Source organism: Gilliamella sp. Nev5-1, from assembly GCF_001690895.1.
Classification (GTDB): domain Bacteria; phylum Pseudomonadota; class Gammaproteobacteria; order Enterobacterales; family Orbaceae; genus Gilliamella; species Gilliamella apicola_C.
In genome coordinates this window covers 15,190-28,602 of record NZ_LZHO01000031.1, presented here as the reverse complement: position 1 = coordinate 28,602, position 13,413 = coordinate 15,190, and the positions used below count along the sequence as shown (strand labels likewise).

General features: G+C 34.2%; 11 protein-coding genes. 6 read left to right on the top strand and 5 right to left on the bottom strand.

Annotated features, from left to right (window positions below):
* Positions 1-9: 9 nt before the first annotated feature.
* The 4 genes from A9G41_RS05005 to A9G41_RS04990 all read right to left on the bottom strand — a co-directional run bounded on the left by A9G41_RS05005 (position 10) and on the right by A9G41_RS04990 (position 5,616).
* A complete protein-coding gene (locus A9G41_RS05005) occupies positions 10-2,868 on the bottom strand; it encodes a valine--tRNA ligase (protein ID WP_065582958.1) in 2,859 nt (952 codons plus the stop codon).
* 200 nt (positions 2,869-3,068) lie between these two features.
* On the bottom strand, positions 3,069-3,917 hold the full coding sequence (gene panC / locus A9G41_RS05000) for a pantoate--beta-alanine ligase (RefSeq protein ID WP_075539398.1): 849 nt from the start codon (positions 3,915-3,917) through the stop codon (positions 3,069-3,071).
* 5 nt (positions 3,918-3,922) lie between these two features.
* A complete protein-coding gene (gene panB, locus A9G41_RS04995; protein ID WP_065568196.1) occupies positions 3,923-4,777 on the bottom strand; it encodes a 3-methyl-2-oxobutanoate hydroxymethyltransferase in 855 nt (284 codons plus the stop codon).
* A complete protein-coding gene (locus A9G41_RS04990) occupies positions 4,774-5,616 on the bottom strand; it encodes a Rossmann-like and DUF2520 domain-containing protein (RefSeq protein ID WP_065568195.1) in 843 nt (280 codons plus the stop codon). The genes panB and A9G41_RS04990 overlap by 4 nt, the downstream gene beginning before the upstream one ends.
* A gap of 520 nt (positions 5,617-6,136) precedes the next feature.
* Here A9G41_RS04990 and A9G41_RS04985 point away from each other — a divergent pair.
* Positions 6,137-6,469 (top strand): DMT family transporter, encoded by a 333-nt coding sequence (locus tag A9G41_RS04985; protein WP_065582962.1) that lies wholly within the window; start codon positions 6,137-6,139, stop codon positions 6,467-6,469.
* 577 nt (positions 6,470-7,046) lie between these two features.
* On the opposite strand, the gene proA is transcribed toward A9G41_RS04985, so the two are convergent.
* Entirely contained in the window at positions 7,047-8,300 is a 1,254-nt protein-coding gene (proA, locus tag A9G41_RS04980; RefSeq protein ID WP_065582963.1) for a glutamate-5-semialdehyde dehydrogenase, read from the bottom strand.
* 478 nt (positions 8,301-8,778) lie between these two features.
* Here proA and A9G41_RS04975 point away from each other — a divergent pair, with 478 nt between their 5' ends.
* The 5 genes from A9G41_RS04975 to A9G41_RS04955 all read left to right on the top strand — a co-directional run bounded on the left by A9G41_RS04975 (position 8,779) and on the right by A9G41_RS04955 (position 13,377).
* Positions 8,779-10,143, top strand: a complete 1,365-nt coding sequence (locus tag A9G41_RS04975; RefSeq protein ID WP_065582964.1) for a DNA-3-methyladenine glycosylase 2 — start codon at positions 8,779-8,781, stop codon at positions 10,141-10,143.
* Positions 10,128-10,625: a methylated-DNA--[protein]-cysteine S-methyltransferase gene (locus A9G41_RS04970; RefSeq protein ID WP_081301551.1), complete on the top strand. Its 498-nt coding sequence runs from the start codon at positions 10,128-10,130 to the stop codon at positions 10,623-10,625. The genes A9G41_RS04975 and A9G41_RS04970 overlap by 16 nt, the downstream gene beginning before the upstream one ends.
* Positions 10,626-10,661: 36 nt before the next feature.
* Positions 10,662-11,144: a GNAT family N-acetyltransferase gene (locus A9G41_RS04965; protein WP_065582965.1), complete on the top strand. Its 483-nt coding sequence runs from the start codon at positions 10,662-10,664 to the stop codon at positions 11,142-11,144.
* 66 nt (positions 11,145-11,210) lie between these two features.
* A complete protein-coding gene (locus tag A9G41_RS04960; protein WP_065582966.1) occupies positions 11,211-12,005 on the top strand; it encodes an isocitrate lyase/PEP mutase family protein in 795 nt (264 codons plus the stop codon).
* A 223-nt stretch (positions 12,006-12,228) separates the two neighbouring features.
* Positions 12,229-13,377 (top strand): MFS transporter, encoded by a 1,149-nt coding sequence (locus A9G41_RS04955; protein ID WP_081302234.1) that lies wholly within the window; start codon positions 12,229-12,231, stop codon positions 13,375-13,377.
* The last annotated feature ends 36 nt before the right edge of the window (positions 13,378-13,413 follow it).

The window sequence follows — 13,413 nt, the reverse complement described above, 5'->3', positions numbered from 1 at the left end:
TTACAAAGATTAGAGATTTTTTATTGCAGCATACTGCTCTTGCAGTTTTGCTTTATCATCAATATAACCTTGTTGTTTTTCTTTCTCTTTGGCAACAACTGCTGCGGGAGCCTTGTCAACAAAGCTTGCATTAGATAATTTATTAGTAATGCGAGTAATTTCACCTTCAATGCGAGCAATTTCTTTCTCTAAACGAGCAAGTTCATCTTCTTTATTAATTAATCCCGCCATCGGCATTAATAATTCTGCACCATCTACTAATTTTGTTACCGATAATGGTCCACTTTCACCTTCATCTAATAATACTATTTCAGATAATCTAGCGAGTGATTCAATAAAGCTAATATTATCGCTAATGATTCGGTGCACCGTTGGTGTTGCTTTGCGAATTAATAATTGCAAAGGTTTGCTTGGTGCAATATTCATTTCAGCACGAATGTTACGAACCGCAATAACAACATCTTTAATCCAATTGATATCGGCAACAGCTTCATTATTTAAATGCTGTTTATCACAAGCAGGCATTGGCTGTAACATGATAGTATCAGCTTTGATTTTCATTAATCCTTTTACATTTTGCCAAATTTCTTCAGTAATAAATGGAATAATAGGATGAGCAAGACGCAGCAAAGCCTCTAAAACAGTAACTAAGGTGTGACGAGCCGCGCGTTGCTGTGAAGATTCACCATGGGCTAAAATAGATTTTGTTAGCTCTAAATACCAGTCACAGAATTGGTTCCACGTGAACTCATATAGAATGTTAGCAGCTAAATCGAAACGATAAGTATCAAAAGCTTCACGATAAGCCTTAACTGTTTGATTAAATTCAGTCAAAATCCATTTATCCGCTAGAGAGTAATCAAAATCGCCACCATTGAATCCGCAATCATGCCCTTCTGTATTCATCAATACATAACGGCTAGCATTCCAAAGCTTGTTACAGAAGTTGCGATAACCTTCCAAGCGTTTTAGATCCCAATTGATATCTCGTCCTGTTGAAGCTAATGCGGCTAAAGTAAAACGTAGTGCATCCGTGCCGTGAGCTTCTATACCATTAGGAAATTGTTTTTGAGTGCGTTTAGCGATTTTTTCCGCTAATTGAGGTTGCATCATGTTGCCAGTACGCTTTTCTAATAGTTCTGGTAGTGAGATGCCATCAATCATATCTAAAGGATCGATAACATTTCCTTTAGATTTTGACATTTTTTGCCCTTCTTCATCACGAATCAATCCAGTTACATAAACCGTTTTAAATGGAACCTGTGGCTTGCCATCTTTATCTTTAATAAAGTGCATAGTCATCATGATCATTCGCGCAACCCAAAAGAAAATAATATCAAAGCCAGTAACTAAAACATTAGTTGGGTGGAACGTGGCTAAATCATCAGTCTTATTCGGCCAGCCTAATGTTGAAAATGTCCAAAGCGCTGAAGAGAACCAAGTATCAAGCACATCTTCGTCTTGGTTAAGCTCAATATCATCAGCAAGGTTATTTTCACGACGCACTTCCGTTTCATCTCGCCCGACATAAACATTTCCTTGTTTATCATACCAAGCTGGAATACGGTGTCCCCACCATAATTGTCGAGAAATACACCAATCTTGAATGTCATTCATCCAAGAAAAGTACATATTTTCATACTGTTTTGGCACAAATTGAATATCGCCATTTTTTACCGCTTCAATGGCAGGCTCTGCAAGCACTTTAGCACGTACATACCATTGATCGGTTAGCATAGGCTCAATAACAACACCACCACGATCGCCATATGGAACGGTTAAATCATGTGGCTCAATTTTGTCTAAAATACCCTGTGATTCACACTCTGCCACAATCGCTTTACGTGCGGCAAAACGCTCTAAGTTTTGGAACTGAGCTGGAATTATTGTTCCATATGCCTCGCTTGGCTCGCCATTAGTATCAAATACTTGAGCTTGCTCACCAATATGACCATCAAAAGTTAAGATATTTATCATTGGTAATTTGTGGCGTCGCCCTACTTCATAGTCGTTAAAGTCATGAGCTGGCGTGATTTTTACGCAACCTGTACCTTTAGTCATATCGGCATGCTCATCTCCAATAATCGGTATACGACGATTAACAAATGGTAATACAACAAATTTACCAATCAGATCTTTATAACGCGGATCTTCAGGATTAACAGCAACACCGGTGTCACCCAATAAAGTTTCAGGACGGGTTGTAGCAACAACTAAATAATCTTTACCTTCAGCTGTTTTTACGCCATCAGCTAATGGGTAACGTAGATGCCACATTGAACCTTTAACCTCACGATTTTCAACCTCAAGATCTGAGATTGCTGTGCGTAATTTGGGATCCCAATTGACTAAACGTTTACCGCGGTAGATTAAATTTTCTTGGTATAATTGGACAAAGACTTCTTTAACTGCATTTGACAAACCTTCATCCATTGTGAACCGTTCACGATCCCAATCAACCGAATCGCCCAAACGTCGCATCTGCTTGGTAATGCTTCCTCCAGACTCTGCTTTCCATTGCCAAATTTTTTCAATAAATGCATCACGCCCATAATCATGCCGCGTTTTATTCTCTTCAGCGGCAATTTTCCGCTCAACCACCATTTGCGTTGCAATACCAGCATGATCAGTACCCGATTGCCACAAAGTGTTATTGCCTTGCATACGATGATAGCGAATTAAAGCATCCATAATAGTTTGTTGAAACGCATGCCCCATATGTAAACTACCCGTTACATTTGGCGGTGGAATAGCAATACAATAACTTGGTTGAGACTTGTCACCATTGGGTTTGAAATAACCGCTTTCTTCCCAATGTTTATAAATAGGTTGTTCAATTTCGTGTGGATTATAAGTTGTATTTTTCATAATAAATGCACAAATCCTGATTTAAAGCATAAAATGGTTGCTATTCTACAGTAAAATAGCCAAACAATAAATTAGCATAACAATAAACTCACGGATTTAATCTGCTTTTTAAGAATTTTTATCAGAGAATGAATTACCAAAAAATACCGCTGACTATTAAGCGGTATTTTCATAATTGTCATTCATAATTTTGTCTACAATTATTGCTGTTGGTAAATAAAATTATCAATTAATCGTGTTTTACCAATATAAACCGCCAAGGCACATAAACTATCTTTGGCAAGCATATTAATCGATGCTAATGATGCTAGATCGACAAATTCAATATAGTCAATTTTAGCCAAAGGTTGGTTGGAAATAACATCATCCATTGCTTTCTTAATAACTGTTACTGACTTTTCGCCCTGCTTTATCATTTCCTTAGCGCATTCAATCGCTTGATAAAGACAAACAGCAGCCTTACGTTCACTTTCAGACAAATAGCTATTACGTGAGCTTTTAGCCAAACCATCTGCTTCGCGCACAATCGGGCAACCGATAATATCAATATCGAAATTTAGATCACTGACCATCCGTTTAATGACAGCTAACTGTTGCGCATCTTTCTGCCCAAAATAGGCGCGATCGGGTTGAGTAATATTAAATAATTTGGTAACAACCGTACATACACCTTTAAAATGTCCTGGGCGCCTTTTTCCACATAACGCATCTGTTAAGTTATTCACATCAACATAGCTACTAAAATTAGGCATATACATTTCACTTGCCGTTGGGTGAAAAATCAAATCAACGCCCATTTGCTCACAAGCTATTTTATCTCGTTCTAAATCACGTGGGTAACTATCTAGATCTTCTGACGGACCAAATTGTATAGGGTTAACAAATATGGTCACAATCACTTTTTGGTTATCTTTTTTAGCCGCAGCCATTAAACTTTGATGACCTTCGTGCAAAAATCCCATTGTTGGAACAAGACCAATACTATAACCTGCTTGTCGCCAAACTTTAACTTGTTCTCGCACTTGTTTTATTGTCGTTACAACATTCATTTGTATTAACCCTTTTTGTTAACAGTAAATTCAAGTTTAAGTTTTTCTATAATGTCGTTATCAATGGCGAACTCATGAATTGCCGCTGGGAACTGTTGTTCATTGACTTCTTGACAATACTGTTTAAAAGCTTGTTTCATTTGATCGCCAATTGACCCAAAAGATTTTACAAATTTTGATGATATGCCATCATACATGGATAACATATCTTGATAAACAAGCACTTGCCCATCACAATTCACGCCAGCGCCAATACCAATGGTAGGTATACTTACTAATTCTGAGATAATTTTTGCTAAATCAGCAGGCACACACTCTAATAAAATGGCTACAGCGCCGGCTTGTTCAACCGCTAAGGCATCAAGAACAATATTTTTAGCCTCTTGGTAATCCTTGCCTTGAACTTTATATCCCCCTAAAGCAAGCACGGATTGAGGCATTAATCCTATATGTGCAATAACAGGAATCGAAGCTTGCGTAATCATTTTGATATGCTCACAAAATGCTTGCCCACCTTCAAGTTTAACCGCTTGTGCTTGACCTTCTTTAACTAAGCGACCCGCATTTAAAACAGCATCGTAAACCGAGGTGTGATAAGACATAAAAGGTAAATCTGTAACAACAAATGCGGATTTTGCTGCTCTTGCGACCGCTTTTGAGTGGTGGATCATATCATCCATCGTAACCGATACGGTGCTATCGTAGCCAAGCATAACCATACCTAAAGAATCACCAACTAATAAACAATCCACGCCACTTTCGTCCATCAATTTGGCTGTCGTATAATCATACGCCGTCAACATGGTAATTTTCTGACGGTTTTGTTTACGCTTTTGTAAAGTAACAATAGTATTTTTCAAGATAACAACTCCAATTCTAATTGTCGATAATCCTTATTTGGATGCTTTGTTCGACTCATTTTAAGTAAAATAGCGGATAATTGTTGATAAATAGACTTATATTCGGCTGGCAAAGCATTTAAATGTTGTTTAATTGTTTCAACATCTCCTCGCTCAACAGGCCCAGTTAAGGCTCCAATAACCCCCACACGGCAAACCGCATTAGCATTATCTAGAAATAAAGCGTGCCAAGCCTGTTCAGTAAATTCTTTGTCTAATCCACTTTGAGCCAGCAAGCTAGTCCCAACTTGTGCTAAAGCAATAACCTGATTACTTAACATAACACAAGCGGCATGATAAAGATGCTTTTTCTTGGCTGAAAGGATCGCGATAGGATTTTTTAATAGGCTTAAACGCTTTTGTAGCTGAAAAATCACGTTGTTATTAGCTTCTAACGTAAAAAAAACTTTCGGCATGGCATGATAACAATCAAACCGATCGTATATGGCATATAAGGGGTGTAAAGAAAAAGCAAAAGGATGAACAGATTGATTATTGATAAAGATATGCGATGTAAGCAAACCACTACAGTGACCAATCCATTTATTAGTAATAGGCAACAGACAAAGATCTTGCCAAACATTAGTTACTTGGTCATCGGGCACTGTGAGCAATAAGCAATTACAGTCATTAACTAAATCAGCTAAAGTTGAATATGCTTGGCTTTGGGTAAAATCGCTCGCCTCTTGTGTGTGAGCATAGGTTCGACTATAAAATCCCGCTACCTTTATGCCACATAAAGTAAAATGCTTTGCTAGTGTACATCCTACTTTACCTGCACCAATAAAACCAATAATCATTATCAATATAAATTGTTTAATAATTATCGCATTATAGCCCAATCGGTTTGATATTCAATCAATTTAACTATTGATAACAAATAAAATTGATTGTGGTATTCCTAATATCAAGTAGAGACAAAACCACTAAAAAAACAGAAATTTATTTGCAATTCAAGTACAGAAAAATAAGCCCTCCGATAAAAAGATGTTTAATAATATTACGATGTTTATATATAAATATTTAACATTACAAAAAACTACTAAGCGCCTTATTTTTAGGTATAATAATTGTATAGAGATAGTTACTGTTTTTTGTATATAGTGGATACGAGGGCTAAAATAACTGATCATACTCAGTTGGCTATTGTTAAGCACCCCCTCACACCACCATAAGTATCTTCCATTTCAAGTATTAATAGCTATCTATTTTACCTTTTATTCATAATTAATGATGTAAAAACAAAACACCGAAAAATATTAATTATGTCTATTAACTTTAGATCATTATCTTCTTAACTTAACAATCATAGGCACTTATATGAATTCATATTTATTACTATTTTTTGCAATTATTTGTGAAGTAATAGCTACATCTTCATTGAAACTATCAAATGGTTTCACTAATTTGATATTCTCAATTATTACTATTATTGGCTATAGTGCATCGTTTTATCTTCTTTCATTAGCATTAAAAACCATTCCTGTTGGTATTGCCTATGCGATTTGGTCTGGAATCGGCATTGTATTAATCAGTTTAATTGCGTGGATCTTTCTAAAACAAACCTTAGATTTAGCAGCACTAATAGGCATGGGATTTATCATGTTTGGTGTAGTGATTATTAATTTATTCTCGAAAGTTGCGGGACATTAACATCTAAATATGATGATTTTTTATTAAAAATAGCATTAGCTTAAACAAAATATTGAAGTATTTTATTCAGCTAATGCTATAAATTGCGTTATTAATCGTTTTTTAACACGCTTTTATAATCAAAAGTCGTTTTAAATAAACCTAAAATACAATTCACTGTTTTAGCAAGATTATTAATTTAGGCATGAATTACAAAATATTTTGTAATTGGATATATCAAATAATGAATAAACCAGCAATGCTTCTATTGCTATTATGCTTGAATTATACCTATATAAAATAATCTTAAACGATTACCCAACGTTATTAGCCATTTGACACATTATGGTATATTATCATTATGTAAAAAAATATTTACATTTAATTTATTACCCATTTAATTTGCAAGTAAACGGCAATAGTGAGTTAACAAAGATATCGACTAAAATTAAGTTAGGTCGAGTTCTAAAAAGCCCAATTGAAGTTTAATAATTTTTATCGTTTTATTCATTTGTAACTTTACTCTTAGATTATAAACACTTAATTATAAAAACTTAGATATCAAATTAAGTTGAAATCATTAAAAACGGTTCTTTGATTATCGGCGGATTAAATCATCGCCATAACCAACCCATTTATAAGTAGTTAAAGCTTCAAGCCCCATTGGTCCTCGTGCATGTAATTTCTGTGTGCTGACAGCCACTTCAGCGCCTAAGCCAAACTGTCCACCATCGGTAAAACGTGTTGAAGCATTGACATAAACTGCTGCCGCATCAACCAAATTAGTGAATTGCTGTGCATTAGATAAATTACGGGTTAAAATGGCCTCGGAATGACCGCTACCATATTCACGAATATGTTCTACGGCGAGTTCAAGTGAGTCAACCATGACTACATTTAAATCTTTTGATAGCCATTCTTGGCGTAAGTGCTGATCTTCAACAGCAAAAACATTTGCAACGCAACATTTTAATATTTCATAAGAATTGGGATCAGCATGCAACACAACATCATTATCAGCCATAATTTGACTAAATTTAGGTAAGAATTTATCTGCAATGTTTCGATGAATAAGAAGCGTTTCAAGCGTATTACACGTACTTGGTCGTTGAGTTTTAGCATTTACGATAATAGAAAGAGCTTTATCATAGTCAGCGCTTTCATCAACAAAAATATGACAGACACCAATACCACCAGTAATGACAGGAATTGTTGAATGCTCACGGCATAATTTATGTAAGCCAGCGCCTCCACGTGGAATGATCATATCAACATATTGGTCAAGTTTAAGTAATTCAGTAATGTATTTGCGATCAGGATTATCAATACATTGTATTGCTGCTTTAGGTAATCCTGCTTGGTCTAATGCCTGCTGAATGATAGAAATAGTCACAGCATTTGTGTGCATGGTCTCTTTTCCACCTCGCAATATTGCTGCATTACCCGTTTTTAAGCAAAGCGTAGCAATATCAATGGTGACGTTTGGCCGAGCCTCATAAATAACGCCAATCACCCCTAAAGGCACTCGGCGACGTTGTAGCTTTAAACCACTATCTAGGGTTGAACCATCAATAATTTGACCAATGGGATCGGTTAATGAAACCACTTTACGAACATCATTAGCAATAGCCATTAACCGCTCAGGGGTTAATAATAACCGATCAATAATAGCCGCGCTCAGCCCCTGTGTTTTTGCTATTTCAATATCACGCTCATTTGCAACTAAAATAGCTGTGCAGTGCTGTTCTAATAAATCAGCAATCATCGTCAATACTTTATTTTTGATTGTTATTGGACATTGGGCTAATTGGTATGATGCCAGTTTTGCAGCTTTACCCATTTGTTGTAACATTATTATCACCATTAAGTTATATTCTTGTTTGCATCACTTCATTTTTTAAATGACTGTGTTTTACTAGCTATATCATTCTAATCTATAAAAATTTATTTACGAGCAGTATTTTTGAGCCTATCTAAATTATAGATTTAATTTCTTAAATAAAACATGAGCATAACTGTTAATATAATATTGAAATAAACCAGTATTATAAAAGCAAATATTTTCACCTCAAAAAGTCGTTCAGAAAACCCATTGATTTTATTGAAGTTTTTATTTCAATTTATTTATACTAAATCAACATGTTATAAATGATAAAGTCGCCTACATTGAGACATATGAAAGTTTATATTTAATACCCCCTTTCTTTAATTAAATTTTGCCAGAAAAGTCACTAAATTTATTGTAATTAACATTGAATTCCGATTTTTGGAAAAATATTCAAACACAATGGTGATATGATGGCTTACTTGATTAAATTTGGGTATTCCTAATGGAAAAATATACAACAGAGGTATTTAGGCAAGCTCGTATAAGCAGAGATCCTCGGTTTGATGGCAAAGTATTTATTGCTGTTAAAACAACAAAAATATTTTGTCGAACAATTTGTCCTGCAAAACTACCACTGGAAAAAAATGTTACCTACTACTTATCCAAAGAAGAAGCCCTTAGCGCAGGTTATCGCCCGTGTTTTCGTTGTAAACCCGAATTCTCGCCAAATTTTAACGAGCTTTCTCGTTACTCTATATTTACGCAACAAGCTATAAAGTTGATCCAATCAGGAGAAATGCTGACATCTAGTGTAGAAGATATTGCATCAGCCTTATTTACTTCCAGTAGAAATCTAAATAAAGCGTTTACAAAAAACTTAGGAATACCTTTAAAACAGTTTCAAGATATGACAAAAGCATTATTTGCGAAAAAACTGTTATACTCATCAAATTTAAGTATTGTTGAAATATCAGAAGCGTGTGGATATAGTTGCGTTAGTGGTCTTTATAACCTGATTAATCGATTTTTGAAAGTTCCAGTTCGAAAATTACTTAGTAAAACTAAGGATGGGGCGAAACTAACAATTGATTTAAAAATACCTTATATAAATTTTTACAATTGGGATTTTTTCCTCACATTTCAATCAAAAAGGCTTATTAGCAACATCGAAAGTATCGAAGGTAGAGTCTATCGACGCACAATAGAAATTGAAAATATCAAAGGCTACTTTGAAATCAAGTGCGAAGATCGTGTTTTTATTATAACTTTATCTAGGTCATTTCTACCCAAAATGGCAGAAGTCTTAAGAAAAATTTCAGCCATGTTTGATTTGAATTCAAATATTAATTTTATTGAAGATCGGCTTAAAAATTTATATCCATCTATAATAAAAAATAAAGGGTTGCATATTCCTGGTGTTCTTTCGCCATATGAAGCAGGAATTCGAGCTATATGTGGTCAACAAGTCTCTGTTTCCGCGGCGACCAATTTACTAAATCAATTTGCTTCTATTTTTCACAAAAAAGATGAACAAGCAAATCATTACTTTCCCTGCCCAAAAGAAATTACAGCGTCTGGGTTAGACAGAATGAAAACAACTCAATCCAAAAAAAATACATTATTTGCATTTTCTCAGTGGTGCTGCGATTACGATATAAATTCACATATCGATAGTTTGAGCCAAGTAAAAGGTATTGGTCCGTGGACTATCAATTATATAAAGTTAAGAGGAATGAATGCTTCAGATATTTGGATGGAAACGGATTTAGGTATAAAAAAAGCGCTCGATAAATATGAGCTTCGAAATAGTGATAGTGCTGCACCGTGGAGAAGCTATTTGAGTATTCATTTATGGAACAATTTGTGATGTATTTTGATCAACTTACATGCCCAAAATCATTTCCTTGGCATTTTGCAAATATAGTTGCTACAAATGAACATATCATTGAAGTAATGTTTTCTAACACAGCATCAGAAATTAATAAAAACAAAATCACTGAATTATGTAAACAGCAATTAATACTCTATTTTTCTAAAAAATTGACCACTTTTTGTCTTCCTTTCATATCTCAGGGAACACGCTTTTCGTCCACTGTCTATGATGAATTACTCAAAATTCCTTTTGGTTACACTAGTACTTATAAAGAAATAGCTATTTACCTTGGTTCAAAAAATAAATCAAGAGCGGTTGGTCATGCTTGTTCATTGAACAAAATTTCTATTATTGTGCCATGCCACCGTGTAATAAGCTCTGATGGTGGTTTGAAAGGTTATGCTGGCGGCCTGATAACAAAAAAATGGCTTCTTAACCATGAATCATTGCTAAAAAATAATGTTAATTTATTTTGAGTATGTCTTAGTTTTCAGAAAGGATTACTGTTATTTATGTGTAATATTAATGATGAATCAAATAATAAAAATATTTCGTTTTTGGAGTATATAAAAAAACCTTTTAATCGATTACCAATATATCAATTTTGGTATCAAATTTATTATGTGGAAATGAATCGAAAAATATCGGATTTAAACCATTCCAAAAGAATAATTTATGATGATTTAGAACCCTATTCCATAATTTATGCTGCTCATTTTAAGGACAAGGTCGTTGCCACCATCAGGTTGATAGAGTCTGAGAAAATGCTTAATTCAGAATATAGTTTAATGCTTCAATCTGTTACTAAAAATAATTCTATATTTTTAACAAAATTGATGGTTTCAAAAGATTTTCGGTGCTTAGGTTTGGGTTGTAACTTGTTAGCGCAAGCGGAAAAACTTGCAAATTTAAGAGGTAAAAAAACAATCATTCTGGATTGCAATGATTATATGGTTCCATTTTTTTTAAAAATGGGTTTTATTTCACAAATATAACTACGGTTAATAGTCCACACTACGGGGATGTTTATTGACTGAAAATAGTAAAGGCTAAAATAAATTATGAATTATTCTACTTTCAAAGCGTTACACTCTAAAAAATCTTTTTTTGTTTTGGCTAATTGCTGGGACGTGCTTTCAGCAAGAATTTATGAGAAGGCTGGTTATAAAGCTTTAGGTACATCAAGTAGCGCACTATCGGCCACCAACAACGTGAAAGATGGTGAAAACATCACATTCTACACAGTTTTGCATAATGCTCAAAATATTCTAAAGGTAGTAAAAATCCCCTTATCTGTTGATATGGAAAAAGGGTATTCATCTCGAGTAACTGATATTGTCGATAACGTGATTAAATTAGCAGATATCGGATGTTCTGGAATTAATATTGAAGATTCGCAAATTAGTGGAAGCTTACAATCCCCGACAAATTTTTCAAGAATTATATCGCTCATCAAATCAACATTGCTCGCCAAAGGGTTTCCTCATTTTGTTCTTAATGCAAGGACTGATACTTATTTGAGCCCATTTTGTCATGATAAATTGACTGAAACAATGGCTAGGGCTTCTATATATAAAAGTGCTGGTGCCGACTGTTTATTTGTTCCAGGGTTAAGCAATTTAAATGAAATTCGTGAGATTTCCGATGAAATAGCGCTCCCCTTAAACATTTTAAATTTACCTAACATCAGTAACATAGATGATCTTCAGTTAGCAGGAGTCAATCGATTTAGCCTAGGAAACTCTGTATTTGACGAAATGTTAGCATATTTAGAAAAGTCAATTAATCGAACAATTCATAATAAAAATTACGCGAGTCATTACAGCCATGATCCACTAAATCTATTATTTAATTGAAAACCTATAACATTCCAAAGAATTTGTGCCAGTAAGAGGCTGGCACAAGGTTGCTGTTATACTAATTATCATATTTTGTAATTATAATACTCTTATTGGATTGCCGGTAAACAACACACAAGGATATTGTAGAAAGATTCTCAGATAATTATCAATACTTTTCACTTGAAATAGTTTACTATCTATTTTATAAGGAAAGTTACTCAATAGCCGGGGTATTATCATGAATTTTATGAAGAATTATTTTGTTCTTATTTTAGTTGGATTTGCAGGATTTATTTCAGCAGCCGATAATTGGGTTGCTTCACTTCTTTTACCTAGTATGTCAGAAGATTTTGCAATTTCAATTTCACAAGCAAGCATCGTTTTGACCGCATATTTAATCCCATATGGCGTACTTCAACCGGTCTATGGGTACTATAGCGATCGTTATGGGCGTAAGAAGATATTGTTATTACTGATGTTTTTTTTATCATTATCTACCTTATTGTGCTCGATAGCTCCCACTATTATTTTACTTACAGTATGTAGGTTTATCACTGGATTATTTGCAGCAGGGATTATCGCTGTTTCATTAGGGATTTTAGGTGAGCTATACAAAAAAGAAATTTTAACTAAATTGGTCGGACTTTTTCTTGGTTTAATATTTTTAGGTCAGGGATTAAGTTCAGCAGTTGGTGGATGGTTAATTGAAATTAGTAATTGGAGAAATATATTTATATTGTTTTCAATATTATCTCTTCTATCATTTCTTTCTATATTTTTTTTGCCTTCCAGTGGTTTTATCAATACACAAAAATCGGCATTTATTAAAGCTATTTTTTCGTTATTAAAAAAGAGCACATTGCGTAAAATTTACTTTATTGCATTTTGCAATGGTTTTATTGTCCTTGGAACTTATTCTTATATAGGTGCTTATTTTTCAACTGCTCTTGGGGTTGATTATAAATATGTTGGTGTTGGTCTTATGTTATTTGGTATTGTCTGCTTTTTGACCGGGTTCCTTAACAGATTATTATTAAAAGATTTTTCAAATCGGAAAATATTAATGTATGGGTTCTCTTGTTCAATAATGTCGTTACTCTTGCTCATATGCCATAATATTATTCTGACTTATATAGCAACAATGCTGCTTGGAATGGGATATATTTTAGTTCAATCAATTCTTGCAAGTCGAGCGCTTGATCTTGCATTAAACGATAAAGGTCTGTCATCAGGTATTATTGGTGTTGCCATTTTTGGCGGTGGTGGGATCGGTACTTATCTCGGTAGCCTAGTCTTGAATATATCTAACTATCAAATTTTATTTTTATTATTTCTTTGCTTAATTGTCGTTCCACTGTTGATTTCTATGGGTAGTAAAGATATCTAAAAATAGCATAATCAACTAGAATTGGATTCTAGTAAC